Source organism: Microcoleus sp. w2-18bC1 (assembly GCF_036700365.1).
Classification (GTDB): domain Bacteria; phylum Cyanobacteriota; class Cyanobacteriia; order Cyanobacteriales; family Microcoleaceae; genus Microcoleus.
In genome coordinates this window covers 1-15,699 of the sequence record NZ_JAUBOS010000072.1, presented here as the reverse complement: position 1 = coordinate 15,699, position 15,699 = coordinate 1, and the positions used below count along the sequence as shown (strand labels likewise).

General features: G+C 46.0%; 16 protein-coding genes. 9 read left to right on the top strand and 7 right to left on the bottom strand.

Annotated elements, in window-relative coordinates:
- Positions 1 to 34 precede the first annotated feature (34 nt).
- The 4 genes from truB to QT979_RS24765 all read left to right on the top strand — a co-directional run bounded on the left by truB (position 35) and on the right by QT979_RS24765 (position 3,891).
- Positions 35 to 976, top strand: coding sequence for a tRNA pseudouridine(55) synthase TruB (truB, locus tag QT979_RS24780; RefSeq protein ID WP_333311969.1), 942 nt, complete (start codon positions 35 to 37; stop codon positions 974 to 976).
- A gap of 149 nt (positions 977 to 1,125) precedes the next feature.
- Complete coding sequence (gene yidD / locus QT979_RS24775) at positions 1,126 to 1,356, top strand: membrane protein insertion efficiency factor YidD (RefSeq protein WP_190732478.1); 231 nt, start codon at positions 1,126 to 1,128, stop codon at positions 1,354 to 1,356.
- A gap of 216 nt (positions 1,357 to 1,572) precedes the next feature.
- Complete coding sequence (locus tag QT979_RS24770; RefSeq protein ID WP_333214213.1) at positions 1,573 to 2,787, top strand: response regulator; 1,215 nt, start codon at positions 1,573 to 1,575, stop codon at positions 2,785 to 2,787.
- A 105-nt stretch (positions 2,788 to 2,892) separates the two neighbouring features.
- A complete protein-coding gene (locus tag QT979_RS24765) occupies positions 2,893 to 3,891 on the top strand; it encodes a glycosyltransferase (protein WP_333311968.1) in 999 nt (332 codons plus the stop codon).
- Positions 3,892 to 4,027: 136 nt separating this feature from the next.
- Here QT979_RS24765 and QT979_RS24760 read toward each other — a convergent pair whose 3' ends face one another.
- The 4 genes from QT979_RS24760 to QT979_RS24745 form a co-directional block, all read right to left on the bottom strand.
- Positions 4,028 to 4,600, bottom strand: coding sequence for a Uma2 family endonuclease (locus QT979_RS24760; RefSeq protein WP_333311976.1), 573 nt, complete (start codon positions 4,598 to 4,600; stop codon positions 4,028 to 4,030).
- Positions 4,601 to 4,791: 191 nt separating this feature from the next.
- Positions 4,792 to 5,121: an iron-sulfur cluster assembly accessory protein gene (locus QT979_RS24755; RefSeq protein WP_333070615.1), complete on the bottom strand. Its 330-nt coding sequence runs from the start codon at positions 5,119 to 5,121 to the stop codon at positions 4,792 to 4,794.
- Between the two features lie 139 nt (positions 5,122 to 5,260).
- The gene (locus tag QT979_RS24750; protein ID WP_333311967.1) at positions 5,261 to 5,680 is read right to left on the bottom strand and encodes a phosphomannose isomerase type II C-terminal cupin domain; all 420 of its coding nucleotides are present in this window, start codon (positions 5,678 to 5,680) and stop codon (positions 5,261 to 5,263) included.
- A 324-nt stretch (positions 5,681 to 6,004) separates the two neighbouring features.
- A complete protein-coding gene (locus QT979_RS24745; RefSeq protein ID WP_333214219.1) occupies positions 6,005 to 6,265 on the bottom strand; it encodes a hypothetical protein in 261 nt (86 codons plus the stop codon).
- A 412-nt stretch (positions 6,266 to 6,677) separates the two neighbouring features.
- On the opposite strand from QT979_RS24745, the gene gltB reads away from it, so the two are divergent.
- A complete protein-coding gene (gene gltB, locus QT979_RS24740) occupies positions 6,678 to 11,264 on the top strand; it encodes a glutamate synthase large subunit (protein WP_333311966.1) in 4,587 nt (1,528 codons plus the stop codon).
- A 231-nt stretch (positions 11,265 to 11,495) separates the two neighbouring features.
- Here the strand turns inward: gltB and QT979_RS24735 are convergent, their stop codons facing one another.
- Complete coding sequence (locus tag QT979_RS24735) at positions 11,496 to 11,843, bottom strand: hypothetical protein (RefSeq protein ID WP_333311965.1); 348 nt, start codon at positions 11,841 to 11,843, stop codon at positions 11,496 to 11,498.
- Positions 11,844 to 11,903: 60 nt separating this feature from the next.
- On the opposite strand from QT979_RS24735, the gene QT979_RS24730 reads away from it, so the two are divergent.
- From QT979_RS24730 to QT979_RS24720, 3 genes are all read left to right on the top strand, one after another.
- Positions 11,904 to 13,298 carry a hypothetical protein gene (locus tag QT979_RS24730; protein ID WP_333311964.1) on the top strand — a complete coding sequence of 465 codons (1,395 nt, stop codon included), beginning with the start codon at positions 11,904 to 11,906 and terminating at the stop codon, positions 13,296 to 13,298.
- Between the two features lie 113 nt (positions 13,299 to 13,411).
- The gene (locus QT979_RS24725) at positions 13,412 to 13,675 is read left to right on the top strand and encodes a DUF4926 domain-containing protein (RefSeq protein WP_333311963.1); all 264 of its coding nucleotides are present in this window, start codon (positions 13,412 to 13,414) and stop codon (positions 13,673 to 13,675) included.
- Positions 13,676 to 13,819: 144 nt separating this feature from the next.
- The gene (locus tag QT979_RS24720) at positions 13,820 to 14,113 is read left to right on the top strand and encodes a hypothetical protein (RefSeq protein WP_333311962.1); all 294 of its coding nucleotides are present in this window, start codon (positions 13,820 to 13,822) and stop codon (positions 14,111 to 14,113) included.
- A gap of 1 nt (position 14,114) precedes the next feature.
- Here the strand turns inward: QT979_RS24720 and QT979_RS24715 are convergent, their stop codons facing one another.
- Positions 14,115 to 14,549, bottom strand: coding sequence for a GNAT family N-acetyltransferase (locus QT979_RS24715; RefSeq protein WP_333311961.1), 435 nt, complete (start codon positions 14,547 to 14,549; stop codon positions 14,115 to 14,117).
- A gap of 254 nt (positions 14,550 to 14,803) precedes the next feature.
- Here QT979_RS24715 and QT979_RS24710 point away from each other — a divergent pair, with 254 nt between their 5' ends.
- Positions 14,804 to 15,388, top strand: coding sequence for a GNAT family N-acetyltransferase (locus QT979_RS24710; protein WP_333217089.1), 585 nt, complete (start codon positions 14,804 to 14,806; stop codon positions 15,386 to 15,388).
- Positions 15,389 to 15,612: 224 nt separating this feature from the next.
- On the opposite strand, the gene QT979_RS24705 is transcribed toward QT979_RS24710, so the two are convergent.
- Positions 15,613 to 15,699: photosystem II protein D1 (locus QT979_RS24705; RefSeq protein ID WP_333311975.1), on the bottom strand; the 87-nt coding region annotated here is incomplete at its 5' end.

Below are 15,699 nucleotides of genomic sequence, written 5' to 3'. Positions count from 1 at the left end.
ACATCCGTTACAAAATCCGTTGCCGAACTTCCTAATGACTACTGACGGTTTTCTCAATCTCAACAAACCTGCGGGCATGACATCTCACGACTGCGTGGGGCGAGTGCGCCGACTATTGAAACTCAAGCGAGTCGGACACGGAGGAACCCTCGATCCTGCTGTGACTGGCGTTTTACCGATCGCCCTGGGCAAAGCAACCAGACTGCTGCAATATCTCCAACACAATAAAGCTTACCGAGGCACGATTCGGTTTGGCTTAACTACTGCTACTGACGATTTAGAAGGAGAAATTATCCATTCTCGACCGGTGCCAGAGTTGAGTTTGGAAAAAGTGCAAGCTGCACTCCCAAAATTTATAGGAAAAATCGAGCAGTTTCCACCGAGTTTTAGTGCGGTGCAGGTGGGAGGAAAACGCCTTTATGAGTTAGCTAGAAAAGGGGAAACTGTAGAAGTTGCTGCTAGGAATGTCGAGGTTTTTCGGCTGGAAATCTTGGATTGGCGATCGGGGGATTTTCCTGAATTGGATTTGTCGATCGCCTGCGGGGCGGGTACTTACATTCGGGCGATCGCGCGGGATTTGGGCGCGGTGTTGAATACAGGCGGTACTTTGGCTTGTTTGACTCGCACCGAAAGTAGCGGTTTTTCGATCGACCAAAGTCTCAGTTTTGAAGAATTGGAACTGCAATTGCAGGAGAATAAATTCTGCCCGATTTTGCCATCGGCGGTTTTGGGACATTTAGGTGCGATCGTCCTTTCTCCTGAATATACCAAACGCTGGTTTCAAGGTCAGCGCCTCCCCATTCCAGAAACGCCGATCGGGCCCTATGAGGAAAGTAGGAACAATCCCCCCGACAACTCAATACCCCAACCTCCCTATCCCTTGCAGGTGTACGATCGAGACGGTAATTTTTTAGGTATCGGTCAAGTAGCCAACTCAGAGACAAGTACCATATTATCTCCTCAAATTGTGATTTAAGTATCTAAAATAAAAATGAAAAAAGGTATAATTGGTACTGGAAAAGTTAGCGGAACTCTAACCGCTAGGAATGCTCTCGATTCACCTAGCTTAGAGCGGTATGGGACGAGATTTGCCTATTAATCTAATCAATCGCTGAGGTAAAAATTGTGAAAATATTGCTGATCGGATTAATCCGAGGCTACAAAATGGGGATTTCTCCTTACCTGCCTAACGCCTGTAGATTTCAGCCAACTTGTTCGCAATACGCGATCGAAGCAATAGAGAGATTTGGGCCTGCCCGCGGCAGCTCAATGGCAGTTAAGCGGATTTTGCGCTGTCATCCTTTTCATCCAGGGGGTTACGATCCAGTACCTCCCACAGATAGCGAGGGCAATTAATTATTAGTTAGAATCCTGATTTTAGTTATTAGTTAATAGGGCAAATAGCCGTTACATCCTCATGGCTAAAACTCCTGGGGGGAATCACTCCCTAAGAGGGTTAAATTCTCACAATAAGTGGTGTTTTTTAACCTAAATTCAGTAAAATTACTGTTATCTTTCAAAACTCAGCAGCTATATAATGGTACAAACAGAGTACAGGGGATGCGAGTTGATATGTCTGCTACCGCAATCGGATACAAAATGTTGTCCCATACTCTGGCTGTACTCAGCCAGAAACAAGCAACGGGGAAACTGGTGTTAGAGCAAGGGGAACAACAGTGGCAACTTTACTTTTTTCAGGGTAGTTTGGTTTATGCCACGGGAGGAGCGCACAGAGCTAGACGCTGGTACAGGGCGATCGGGCAACACTGTCGAAACTTTCAAGTGGATCTCAGAGACCTCGATGCTGGAGAACTGTGGGAATATCAACTGCTTCAGCGAGGGATAGCAGCCAGCGAAATGAGCCTGGAACAAGCTAGGGCGATCGTCCACACCAGCCTTTCCGAAGTGTTATTTGCTCTGATCGGTCAATCGGGTTTGCGCCGGGAGTGGCGTCCGTCCCAGAAATATTTTTCTACAATTACCTCTTCTTTGCTGCTGTCTTTAACAGAAGTAGAGAAAGTTCTGTGTTGTACAGAAGAAATTTGGCAGAAGTGGAAAGCAATGGGTTTGTGGCTGGTAGATCCAGAACAAGCACCGCTTTTAAAACCGTCGGCTCAGTTGCAGCAAAATCGATTTAGTTCTAATTCTTTGATCGCTTTGGGTAACGTATTCAACGGCGAGAATACTCTTTGGGATATTGCATTTAAGAAAAAGCAGTGCGTGACAGTGGCAACTCGCGCTTTAGTCAATTACATCAAGCAGGGTTTAGTAAATTTCCGCACAGTACCAGACTTGCCGTCGCCTATAGAACAGTGGCGCCTGGCCGCAGCTATTGCTGGGCCGGGTCGCCCTTTGATTGCTTGTATCGATGACAGTCCGACAGTTTGCGAATTTTTAGAGCAAATTTTATTGCCGGAGGGCTATCGAGTCCTAAAAATTCAAGACCCCATGCAGGGAGTGGGCCTCCTCGCCAAACAAAAGCCTGCTTTAATTTTTATGGACGTGGTGATGCCGAAGACAAGTGGCTTTGCTTTGTGCAATTTTTTGCGAAAGACACCTGCTTTTCGGGAAACTCCGATCGTGTTTTTGACCAGTCAAGACAGTATAATTGACCGCACACGAGCGAAATTGACAGGTGCTTCCGATTTTTTGAGGAAGCCAGCCAATCCCGAACAGGTTTTGGAAATAGCTGACAAGTATTTGAAGGTAAAAGGCGATCGCTACCCTTCAGCAATTCGCCCCCAAGATATACTGAACTCGCACCAACTTACCTTGGCAAATTCTTGACCCCAAATTAATGAACACAAGAACCCCTTGCTGGGTGCGTCAGGAACTGACGCACCCTACGCTCATTGTAAAATAAAGACGCAATCGAATTTAAGATAATTAATTATGAGTAATGTTACGAGCGATCGCACTCCGCAGGTGAGCGTAGTAATTCCGGCTTACAACTGCGCGGATTACGTCGGCCAAGCCGTAGATAGCGTTCTGCACCAAACCTATGCTAACTGGGAAATTATTGTAGTAGACGACGGCTCCCGAGACGATACCAGATTAGTTTTAGAGAAATATGGCGATCGAATTCGCTACATTTACCAACAAAATCAAGGAGTTTCGATTGCCAGAAATCACGGCATCGAGCTAGCGCGAGGAGAATTTATCGCCTTTCTCGATGCTGACGACTACTTTTTTCCCGACAAATTAGCAGCACAAATGGCTGTATTTGCAGCGCGACCAAATCTAGGAATAGTTCACAGCGGCTGGCGTCTAGTTAATAGTATAGGCGAACCGCTAAAAGATGTCAAACCCTGGCAAAATGTCCCTAAATTAGACTTAGAAATGTGGCTGCGATGGAAACCAGTATTACCCAGTGCGATGGTATTTCGCCGTCAGTGGTTAGAGCGCGCCGGCGGATTTGATCCTCGATTTCCCCCGGCGGAAGATACAGATTTAGTGCTGCGTTTAGCCTTAATGGGATGCGAAGCAGAGTGGTTGCAACAAGTAACTGTTTGCTACCGCCAGCACGAACAAAGCGCCATGTACAAAGGTTTACCGCAGGCTAAATCCCTCGCCGCAGTGATGGACAATTTTTTTGCCCGCCCCGAGTTGCCGGACAAAATACGTTTGTTGGAAAAGCAAATCAAGTACAGTACCTTAGTTTGGATTGCTTGGTATTTGTACCGCACCGGTCATGCTGTTGAGATGGTAGAGTTTTTGCAGCGTTCTTGGAATTATACGCCTTATTTGCCTGTGGAAACAGTAATTAATTGGGCGGAAGCTTTCGCCGAGTTTTCCCAGGATGCGGGAAATGAATTCGATGCAGATTTATTAGCTCAATCTCCCGAGTGGCAGCAGTTAATGCAGTGGATTATTCTCGGTACGCCAGCTTGATTGAAAGCTTTTCCATTGCACTGATATCGTTTACGGTTGCATAGGAATTATTTAACCGCAGAGAGCGCAGAGGACACAGAGGAAGAGAAGAGAGGCTTTTCGCATTTCTGGCCATGTAAAACCTGCATAAACTTTATTAGGCTTCAGTTTGAGTTTCTGCTTCAGTAAAAATTGGTGGCCACAGTTCACAAATTGGCAATTCCCAGCCAGGAAAAAGTTCGGGGACAGTCAAAATATCTTCATTTCCCAGCACAATCGGTTCACCTTCCTGACGATAAACTGTTACAGTTCCTTCATCTGGATCGATCAAAATTCCAACTTGCGCTCCGAGTTCTAGGAAATTCTTAATCTTTTTTTCTAGCGGTTTAATGCGATCGCTCTGTGATTTAATTTCTACTACGAAGTCTGGGACTAATTCTCCGAAATAACGGGGACTTTGCCTGAGACGTGCGGCTCGGACAAAAGAAACATCAGGTGCTGTAAGGTTAGCATCAGGTAAAATAAAGCCGCCTGCGGAGTCAAAAACTCGACCCAAACGGCGGGGATTCACCCAAACGAAGAGAAAGGCACTCAAGCGAATGCCAATTTCGCTAGATACAATGTCTGACGGGCCCACAATGATAATTCTCCCGCTTTCTAGTTCAACTTGATAGTCTTGACCGGCTTCTTTGAAGGTTTTTTGGACTTTTTCTAAGTCTTTAAGTGTCATCATACGATTTTAGATTTTAGATTTTAGATTTTAGATTTTAGATTTTAGATTTTAGATTTTAAATTTAAACTTTTATAATTTTCTGCAACTGACGCACTCTAAATCATATTGGTTATTGCTTATTTTGTCAGGTGCGTCAATCTATTTTAGAATTGAAGAATTATCTGCAACTGACGCACCCTACAGGTTGGTTATTCCTTAGCAGAAAAGGAGTTGCCGCAGCTACAGCTTTGGGCGGCATTGGGATTGTGAAATCGGAAACCTCCGCCCATCAAGTCTTCTGAATAATCCAATGTGAGCTCATTGAGATATTTTAAGTGCTGGGGGTCGATCGCAACGGAAATTCCCTCCGACTCGCATACAGCGTCTTCTGGGGCTGGCGCATCGTCAAATGCCATTGTATAAGACAAACCGGAGCAGCCACTCGATTCCACGCCCAGACGAAATAAAGCATTGGGGTTTGGATGCTTCGACTTGAGGCGCGTTACTTCTGTTGCTGCTGTTTTGCTCAGATGAATCATTATGAGTAATTGGTAATTGGTAATTTGGAAGTAATGTTGAGTTTTGAAAATGTAGAATGTGCCTCGCCCTCTACCTTACCCGGAGAATGTAGGGTGCGCCGGGCCGCGCACCTTACCCCTATATTTTTAGCAACTTGAGTTACTTAGCCTTTTCTGTACGGGCATAATCGTCTTGAAAGCGGATAATATCATCTTCTCCGAGATATTCGCCATTCTGCACCTCAATTAAAACCAGAGGGATAACTCCCGGATTTTCCAGGCGGTGAGAAATGCACTGAGGAACGTAGGTAGACTGATTTGTAAACAGAACTTGTTCAGTTTCGCCACAAGTAACTTTTGCAGTACCAGAAACCACGATCCAGTGTTCGCTGCGGTGGTGGTGCATTTGCAGGCTGAGGCGATGTCCAGACTTAACTTCGATCCGCTTAATTTTATATCCTGGGCCTTCTTCTAGAGTCGTAAATGAGCCCCAAGGCCGCAATTCTGTAGCGGCTATTCCGTAGGATGCTGCAGGTGCGTGCAGGGTAGATACTTGAGAAATTTCTTGAATCTGAACCATGATTTTCACTCCTTGAGGATTCCTTGCTGAATCCTTTGGTAAACGACGTTATTTTTTGAGATTAACTAATCTATAGTTAAAACCGAAGCCCACCTGCGGGGATTGGTTAGCCGACTCTAGAGTTTTGCAAGAGTTGTGCTCAGCCCGATCGACCTGCCTTAACAACCATAGCAAAACCAACATAGCTGTTGTCACCTGTTATTCGCTCGATCGCGCCAATCTACATCAAATCTTCATAGAAAGGGCGCTGGTTCTTGAATATTGATTAAAGGTTAATCCTAATCCAGCTCTTGAGACTGCTGCTGCAAAAATTCTAGCACCTGGTTAGAGACCCTCTGGGATGAAACCTGGTTGAATAGTTAGACTTGAATAAGTTTGGCTAAGTTCTCTGAAGCAGTGATAAGTAAACCGAACGTCGTAGAGTTTTTTCAATTCTGCAACCAGGGTGGGAGAAAGCGGACGAAAGCTATCCAACCAGGCTTTGAGTCGATCGACTTTTTGCAATTTTTCAGAAAGGTTCATCGCGGATGAGAAGGCAAAATGCTGGTGGAGAATGTCACCCAGACGCTGAGGATACAGTCGCATTAACAATGCTATAAACTCATTTCTCAAGAACAGGCTTTCCGGCCTGTTCCACAGAGAGTAAATTTTGTGGAACAGGCATCTTGCCCGCCCTTGAAAAGCTTATTAACAATAGTGCAAGATGTGAGTTGGTATCGGAATTACTCATCTCTGTTCCTCTGCGCTCTCTGCGGCCTCTGCGGTTTAATAATTCACATAATTGAAGAGTCTTTAAGCATAAATATTTAGACCTCCGGGTTCCATAGTTAAGTGATCGGCTTTAACTATTTTTTTACTCGAATATAAAAAGCTGGGATTTTTTGGTAACTCTACCTAATTGAGTAGATCCACATATAATACATGATACTAGATCGATCGGCATCCCACCCTCTACTCTAGATCAACATCTTTTCACCACTTTGAGAGACACATCAAAATGAACAGCAACGGACTGCCACAAAAACAAGGCTTGTACGATCCGCAGTTCGAGCACGACGCTTGCGGAGTCGGATTCATCGTACACATGAAGGGTAACAAATCCCACGAAATTGTCGAGCAGGCACTGACAATCCTATTGAACCTCGACCACCGAGGCGCGTGCGGCTGCGAACCCAACACCGGAGACGGGGCGGGGATTTTGATGCAGGTGCCCCACAAGTTTCTCAAGAAAGTAACGGCGGGCCTCAACATCGAACTTCCCGAAGCCGGCGAGTACGGCGTTGGCGCGATTTACTCGTCGCCAAATCAAACTGAACGCGAAAACGGCAAACGCATTTTTGAGGAAATCGCCGCAGAAGAAGGCCAAGAAGTGCTGGGCTGGCGCGATGTTCCCACGGACAACTCGTCCCTCGGCGACACCGCCAAATCTAGCGAACCCTTCATGCAGCAAGTGTTCCTCCGGCGGGCCGCAGGTATCGATGAGGCGGCTTTCGAGCGGAAACTGTACGTCATCCGCAAGCGTGCTCACAATGCCATCCGCAGGACTAACACAGACCCCTACTGGTACAATTCCACTCTCTCCTGTCGGACGATCGTCTACAAAGGAATGTTAATGCCCGTGCAAGTCGGCGATTACTATCCCGACCTGCACGACCCCGACATGGAAAGCGCTCTAGCCCTGGTTCACTCGCGCTTCAGCACGAATACTTTTCCGAGTTGGGAACGATCGCACCCTTACCGCTACATCGCCCACAACGGCGAAATTAACACGATGCGTGGCAACATTAACTGGATGCACGCGCGGCAATCGCTGTTCGAGTCGGAACTATTCGGCGATGACTTAAAGAAAATCCCCAATTTAATCAATATCGAAGGCAGCGACTCGACGATTTTTGACAATGCTTTGGAATTGCTGACTTTGGCTGGGCGTTCTTTGCCACACGCTGTAATGATGATGATTCCCGAACCTTGGACAGCCCACGAGTCGATGAGTGACGAGAAAAAAGCTTTCTACGAATACCATTCTTGCTTGATGGAACCTTGGGACGGCCCAGCTTCGATCGCATTTACCGATGGTACTTCGATCGGGGCCGTGCTCGATCGCAACGGTTTGCGCCCTTCCCGCTACTGCGTTACCAAAGACGACTTGGTAATTATGGCATCGGAAGCCGGAGTTTTGCCGATCGCCCCAGAACGAATTGTATCAAAAGGTCGCTTGCAACCGGGGCGGATGTTCCTGGTAAATACCGAGGAAGGCCGCATCGTCTCTGACGAGGAAATTAAAACCAAAATCGCTACAGAACACCCCTACCGCCAGTGGATCGACCAGCACATGGTCGAAATCGCCAAACTGAAAGATGCGCCGGCAGTAGCAGAACCTCATCCCGAAACATTATTGCAGCGGCAAATGGCCTTTGGCTACACCTTTGAAGAACTGCGGTTGCTGTTAGCACCGATGGCAAAAGATGGTGTGGAAGCTGTCGGCGCGATGGGTGCGGATACGCCGCTGGCGGTGCTTTCTAATCGACCAAAACTGCTTTATGAATACTTCCAGCAGTTGTTTGCTCAAGTTACCAATCCGCCGATCGATTCTATCCGCGAAGAAATTGTAACTTCTGCCGAAACTACGATCGGCGCTGAACGCAATTTGCTCAAACCAGAACCCGAAAGCTGTCATTTGATTGAACTGAAAACGCCGATTCTCAGCAATGAAGAATTAGCTAAGCTCAAACACGTAAATGAGGGCAATTTCAAGTCCGTCACCGTACCGATTTTGTTTGACCCCAAAAGCGGTGTAAAAGGTCTTGAACAAGCGTTAGAAGAGGTTTTTGCAGCAGCAGACAGCGCGATCGCCTCCGGGGTGAATATCCTCATTTTGAGCGATCGGGGTATCAGTCCAGACCAAGCCGCAATTCCGGCGCTGCTGGCAGTTGCGGGCCTGCACCACCACTTGATCCGTAAAGGTACGCGCACGCGGGCGGGACTCGTGCTCGAATCCGGCGAACCGAGGGAAGTGCATCACTTTGCAACACTTATTGGATATGGTTGCGGCGCGATTAATCCGTATTTGGCGTTTGAGACGATCGCCGATTCGATCCGCGAAGGATTGCTGCTAAATGTCGAGTACAAAACAGCTTGCAAAAACTACGTTAAAGCGGCAACTAAAGGGGTGACGAAAGTTGCCTCGAAAATTGGGATTTCCACAATTCAAAGTTATCGCGGCGCGCAGATTTTTGAGGTGATCGGCTTGAACAAATCCGTAGTCGATAAATACTTTGCTTGGACAGCCTCGCGGATTGAAGGCGTAGGCCTCCAAGTCATCGCCCAAGAAGCAATTTTGCGCCATAATCACGCATTCCCCGATCGCCCATCCAGCGGACATACTCTCGATGTTGGCGGCGAATATCAGTGGCGGAAAGAAGGCGAGGCGCATTTGTTTAGTCCGCAGACAATTCACGCGCTGCAACAGTCGGTGCGCGAGGGCAGTTATACGCTTTTCAAACAGTATTCTGGGCTGGTAAACGAACAAAACCAGCAGCATTTTACCCTGCGCGGTTTGTTGCAATTCAAACAGCGGGAATCGATACCGATTGAGGAAGTTGAGCCGATCGAATCTATTCTCAAACGCTTTAAAACCGGGGCGATGAGTTATGGTTCGATTTCTAAAGAAGCCCACGAATCTTTAGCGGTGGCGATGAACCGCATTGGTGGCAAATCGAACACCGGTGAAGGCGGCGAAGATCCCGATCGCTACACTTGGACGAACGATCGGGGCGACTCGAAAAACAGCGCGATCAAACAAGTTGCTTCCGGGCGTTTCGGCGTTACCAGCTTGTACCTTTCCCAAGCGCGGGAACTGCAAATCAAGATGGCGCAAGGCGCGAAACCCGGTGAAGGCGGACAGTTGCCGGGTAAAAAAGTATACCCGTGGATTGCGAAGGTGCGAAACTCGACTCCGGGTGTGGGATTGATTTCGCCTCCTCCTCACCACGACATTTATTCGATCGAAGATTTGGCCGAATTGATTCACGACTTGAAAAATTCCAACCGGGAAGCGCGGATTAGCGTCAAACTCGTGTCGGAAGTTGGAGTCGGGACGATCGCGGCCGGTGTAGCGAAAGCCCACGCCGATGTCGTGTTGATTTCCGGCTACGACGGCGGAACCGGCGCGTCGCCGCAGACTTCGATCAAACACGCCGGTTTACCTTGGGAATTGGGATTGGCGGAAACTCACCAAACTTTGGTGCTCAACAATCTCCGCAGCCGGATTGTCGTGGAAACTGACGGTCAAATGAAAACCGGCCGCGATGTAGTAATTGCTGCCTTGCTTGGCGCTGAGGAATTCGGTTTTGCGACGGCGCCGCTGGTGACATTGGGCTGCATCATGATGCGCGTTTGCCACCTGAACACTTGCCCGGTGGGCGTAGCGACGCAAGACCCGCTGCTGCGGAAAAACTTTACCGGCGACCCCGATCACACGGTAAACTTTATGACTTTCATCGCGCAGGAAGTCCGGGAAATTATGGCGCAGTTGGGCTTCCGCACGCTGAATGAAATGGTGGGGCGGACTGATGTTTTGGAACCTCAGCAAGCTGTGGAACACTGGAAGGCTAAGGGTTTGGATTTCTCGAAAATCCTTTATCAGCCGGAGGTTGGCGCGGATGTCGGGCGCTACTGTCAGATGGCGCAGGATCACGGTTTGGAAAAGTCCCTGGATATGACTGTGTTGTTGGATTTGTGCAAAGGCGCGATCGAAAACGGCGAAAAAGTCCACGCCAAACTGCCAATTACCAATGTCAACCGCGTTGTCGGCACAATTCTCGGCAACGAAATCACCAAACGCAACTGGGAAGGTTTGCCGGATGACACGGTACACCTGCACTTCCAAGGCAGCGCTGGGCAAAGCTTTGGGGCATTCGTGCCCAAGGGTGTCACCCTGGAGCTCGAAGGCGAAGCTAACGACTATTTGGGCAAGGGGCTCAGCGGCGGCAAGATTATCTTGTATCCGTCGCCAGCTTCTACCTTTGTCGCGGAAGAAAACGTGATTGTCGGTAACGTAGTGCTTTACGGCGCAACATCCGGCGAGGTTTTCATCCGAGGGATGGCGGGCGAACGTTTTGGGGTGCGTAACTCCGGCGTGAATGCAGTAGTTGAAGGTGTGGGCGATCACGGTTGCGAGTACATGACTGGTGGCAAAGTTGTAGTTTTGGGTGAAACCGGGCGCAATTTTGCAGCGGGTATGAGTGGCGGTGTTGCTTACATTTTGGATGAGGCGGGGGATTTTGCTACTCGCTGCAATATGTCGATGGTGGATTTGGAAAAATTGGAGGATGTTGAGGAAATTAGCGATTTGCGGCAGTTAATTCAGACTCACTTTGATTTGACTGGAAGTGCGAAGGCATCGAAGGTTTTGGCAAATTGGGACTCGATGGTGCCGGTGTTTGTGAAGGTGATGCCAAGGGATTATAAGCGGGTGTTGCAGGCTATTGAAAGGGCGATCGCATCGGGTTTAAGCGGTGATGATGCGCTGACGGCTGCGTTTGAAGAAAATGCTCGCGATGTCGCCCGGATTGGCGGCAGCTAGGGTTTAGCATGAGGAATGGGTAATGGCTGTTAGTAACAATCAATTACCTATTCCTCACGAGCGAGCGATTACCAAATTGTTCACCGACTAACCTCGTAGCCTAACGATCGAGCTCACCCGCCATTGAAAGCGTAATAAAAACGAGCGGAGCTATAGGCGGTCGGATCGAGGTCGTTGTTGTGCCGTTGTCTCGATGCTTTAGGAGGTTGGCTGGTTCTTATTCGTAAGCACTCAACTATCAGACAAAAATTCCCACTTGAACCAACTTGCAAGCTCATCGACAGCATCTGAGAACTCGCGCTTTTCTTCTAAGCTCATAGCACGCGCACGGTGAATCCATGTACCTTCGTCGGTCGGATCTTGCACGTTAGTCGTGTCCTTGAGGCGCTTAATAGTCTCGATCCAACCATAGGCATTTTCGTCCTTGACTCGTGTTACATCAAAATCCTTAAATGCACGTGTGCAGTAGTCGAACGCCTCGGCGAAACTTTTTTCTTCGCCCCAAGGATGTGGTGCCATAAGCGCCGAGCGAGCTTGTGAGAGTTTTTCGGTTTGGTAGCTGAAGCGATCTTTTGTCACTTGGTCACCTCTCTATTATTTATCGTGTTTCCCTGTATTATCTTATCTAACTCTTGAACTATGGATCTCTTCACACCTGTCATACCTCAAGAACTTCAACATCCTAACTTTCGCTTTATCACTAAACCAGGATTCTTTGACCCGGAAAGTAAAGTCTTGAAAAATTGGGCGGATGGTTTTGTTGATCGAGATGGTAAATTTGTCAAGGAGTTTCAGACAACGTTTAACTCATCATTTTGGGAATTGTATCTCTTTGCCTGTTTTAAAGAGCTTAACTGTTCAGTGGATCTATCTCATTCATCCCCTGATTTTGTATTAACTTCTCCTCATGGCGAATTTATTGCTGAAGCGACTACAGCAAACCACCCTCAAGGTCATCGTCCTGAATGGGATAAAGATCAGGTTAGACCCGAAGAAGCCGAAATGGATGATATTCTAAGGCTATCTACGCTTCGACTATTACAAGCAGTCACTGAGAAATTTAAGAAATTCAAGAAATCATATTCAAAACTAACTCATGTTCAAAATAAGCCATTTGTAATATGCGTTAGCCCCTTCGATCAGCCATTCTTTTTTCTTCAAGATTGTCTAGCTATTATTCGCGTTCTTTACGCCTATGACCAACCTTTGACAATTTCAGGGACTCAGGAAGGAGAATTGCTTATTGTAGGGGAGTCTAGAAAATACCAAGTACAGAAAAAACCGAATTCAGAAATTGATTTAGGCTTATTTACAAATGAAAATATGGCTGATGTAAGCGCCATTATTTTTAATAATCGAGCAACTATTTGCAAGGTTCGTGCCCTTGCTGGCGAAGGAAAATATCCAGTCATATTCTATGGTTCTAGAGCAATTGAATCTGAGACGGAAACAGGAGTTGAACGTTTTGTTGCAGAAAGACCAAATTATCAAGAAACATTGCTTGATGGTTGCCATGTTCTATTTAATCCATTTGCCAAACATCCTTTAGATCGAAAGCTTTTTGAGGGGAAAGAAATAGCAATTCATAATTATGACCCACAAACGCACAGCTATCAATTGAGAATCCCGAATGGATTCCTTTATCAACGAGGATGTATGTCGGGCATTGGTGAAACTGAAGAAGCTCTCAACAAGTACCAGGCTTCTACCCTTAGCACAAAAACCTATGAAGAATTGCCTCCCGAAATCTGGCCAGAAGATAAATTATTATATGAGGTTGGAAAAAATGGATTATTCTGCGAAAATCACATGGGGCATTATCGTGGCTGGACTATCCTAGTTTCTCTGGATTCAATCGATCAAGATTGGAGTGCTTTAGCAGTAAATACTCTCTGTTACAGTTATCCGAACTTCAGGAAAGTTAACAGTGATGACAATATAGCCTCAACAAGCCTAGGAGAATGGTTGCCAACAAAGGAAGAAGCGTACAGCGCTATTAAATGTAAAATTGACGAAATCTGTGAACAGAGCTGAATTGACAATACTGTTTTACAGTTTGTCTAGCAATAACTGAAATTGAATCATTGACAAGAAGCCTTAAGCCTGGGTTAATCATATGGCATAGTTACCTCTATAAAGTCAGCACTATGGGAAAATCAACGGTATCGATGGAACTTTATTCAGATGTCATCTTGCTGTACAACTTTCCAGAAGAAGGACTTTATGCCGGCGATATCGGTACGGTTGTAGAACAGCATCAGGTTGAAGGACTAGAAACAGGTTATAGCGTTGAGTTTTTCGATCTGTTGGGAAACACTGTAGCAGTTGCGACACTACCTGGAAGTTATTTGCGATCGCCCACAAGTGCAGATCGACCTACAGTTAGACTGGTTAATAGTTTTGCTGCGTAAGTAGAAGCAATAGTGCAATGGATAAACTAACTGAGTATCCCAAACTAATCTAATTGAACTCACCCCTGAATTGCTGTCAAGCCACCCGTTTGATATAATGTTGTTACTAGATTGTAGAATAGCAATCAAAAAAAAGGGATAATTATGACCGTCGAACAAGCCATTTTGGAAAATGTGAAGGTCTTATCGCCAGACCAACAACAAGAAGTCTTAGCTTTCATTAAATTCTTGCAGTCCGATAAATGGGAAGATATCTATAAAGGAAAATTCAAAGAACTGCAACAAGAAATTCGTCAAGACACTGACATCGATACTGATAATGACCCCATTGAAACTGTCCTAGAAGGGATTCAGCAAGGCTTCCATGAGGCAATTACCGGACAAACTCTCCCTTTGTCTCAACTGTGGGACGGCATTGATTTTCTCATCCTTTGCTGAGCTAAATGACTGTAAATTCACTCCAAAGTTTGCAAGGTTTCCAAAATAGACAGTCCTCAGATATATATCCACACTTCTCATAGAAACCCATTGCGGTTTCATGTGCGACTGTAACGACCGTAATATCATCTTCCCCACCAACCATCTCTCGGATGCGAACCAATAATTCACTTCCTATTCCTCGTTTTGCATAGGACCTGTCCACACCTAAGTCTGTGACAAAAAGGAAATAAACAAAATCCGTAATACCAAAGGCTACCCCGATGAGCTTCCCTTGATCATTCCTAGCCGTAACAGCAACTGAGCGAGCAGTCAAGAGCTTCCTTATCCTTTCTTCAAAACGCTCTTTGGGATACTGACTACCAAGATCGCTCCTTTTTAAGAAGTCGTAATATTCCTCAAAAGACAAGTTTTCGTTCTCTTGATAGTCAATCATCTTACTTACTCAAATTTTTTCTTAAATTACTGCATATTTTATGTCCTGTCAAGAGAAAGTCAAAATATTCTGAGAGTTTTCCAGTATCTACCAGGCTACCTGGAAGTTATTTGCGATCGCCCACAAGTGTAGACAGACCTACAGTCATGATATTGTCCGAAGGCGATCGCCCCTAAAATATTTACAAAACTAAATCTCGTATGCGCTCTATATCTAGCTGTTAAAATAGACAAACCTGAGCGTTAAAATCGCAAATGTATGACAGCGTTCCTACACACTATGCAATGGAATATCTAACTTTTAGAGAAGGCGATGGAGAGGACATACAGGCGATCGTCAATATTCACAATTCTCATGCGCGCGGTCAAAATACGTCGATCGAGCGCGGCTTTTTGCTAACACAAATTACTGAAGATGAGATTGTCCAAAGCTTAAATAATTCATGCAGATATTTTGTTGTCGCTAAAACCGATGGGAAAATTGTGGGATTTGTGGCTATATCACAACCCAAAATATCTGATGAAATCTTGGATAAAATTATCTGGAAAGATGAGGTTTTTAAGAAAAGAGTCACCAGCGATCGGCATTTTTATCTCGAAAGAGTAGCAACAAAGTTAGATTGGATGGGTAGAGGTGTTGCTCAATTTATGTATAAAGAAATTTATCAATTTTTTCCAAATTCATTTATTTCGCTGTTTATTGTTACCCAGCCAATAGCTAATACTCGTTCCCTAATGTTTCACCAAAAACAGGGATTTGAACAAATAGGAACTTTGCAAGTTGACCGATTTCTCGATCTAGAAAATTATGAATGTATTGTGATGTTTAAAGAAACTTGAATTTATCATGAGTGGGTCTCCCAACAGAAGCCGAATTCAATCCAGCCTAACAGGAATTACTAGAAGCGAGGGAACTGTTATCTCCGCGAATTGCAATCTCAAATAAGCTCGATATAACTCCCCTGGCGGCTGCGATACTTCGCCTCCCCGCAGTAAAAATATTTTTCCCAAACAAAAAGCGCCCCTATTTCTAGGAGCGCTTTTTGTTAATCTCAGACTAAAACTTAGCCATTGATAGAAGGAGCAACCAAAGCTACGGGAGTTGTTTCACCAGCAGCCAAATCAAGCGGGAAGTTGTGAGCATTGCGCTC

Excerpts from the sequence above, each read along its gene's own strand:
- QT979_RS24760 (WP_333311976.1), bottom strand. The coding sequence starts at position 4,600 with ATGACACTTAAAGACTTAGAAAAAGTCCAAAAAACCTTCAAAGAAGCC.
- gltB (WP_333311966.1), top strand. The coding sequence starts at position 6,678 with ATGAACAGCAACGGACTGCCACAAAAACAAGGCTTGTACGATCCGCAG.
- QT979_RS24750 (WP_333311967.1), bottom strand. The coding sequence starts at position 5,680 with ATGGTTCAGATTCAAGAAATTTCTCAAGTATCTACCCTGCACGCACCT.
- QT979_RS24725 (WP_333311963.1), top strand. The coding sequence starts at position 13,412 with ATGGGAAAATCAACGGTATCGATGGAACTTTATTCAGATGTCATCTTG.
- QT979_RS24755 (WP_333070615.1), bottom strand. The coding sequence starts at position 5,121 with ATGATTCATCTGAGCAAAACAGCAGCAACAGAAGTAACGCGCCTCAAG.
- QT979_RS24720 (WP_333311962.1), top strand. The coding sequence starts at position 13,820 with ATGACCGTCGAACAAGCCATTTTGGAAAATGTGAAGGTCTTATCGCCA.
- truB (WP_333311969.1), top strand. The coding sequence starts at position 35 with ATGACTACTGACGGTTTTCTCAATCTCAACAAACCTGCGGGCATGACA.
- QT979_RS24770 (WP_333214213.1), top strand. The coding sequence starts at position 1,573 with ATGTCTGCTACCGCAATCGGATACAAAATGTTGTCCCATACTCTGGCT.
- QT979_RS24730 (WP_333311964.1), top strand. The coding sequence starts at position 11,904 with ATGGATCTCTTCACACCTGTCATACCTCAAGAACTTCAACATCCTAAC.
- QT979_RS24715 (WP_333311961.1), bottom strand. The coding sequence starts at position 14,549 with ATGATTGACTATCAAGAGAACGAAAACTTGTCTTTTGAGGAATATTAC.
- QT979_RS24710 (WP_333217089.1), top strand. The coding sequence starts at position 14,804 with ATGTATGACAGCGTTCCTACACACTATGCAATGGAATATCTAACTTTT.
- QT979_RS24765 (WP_333311968.1), top strand. The coding sequence starts at position 2,893 with ATGAGTAATGTTACGAGCGATCGCACTCCGCAGGTGAGCGTAGTAATT.
- QT979_RS24745 (WP_333214219.1), bottom strand. The coding sequence starts at position 6,265 with ATGCGACTGTATCCTCAGCGTCTGGGTGACATTCTCCACCAGCATTTT.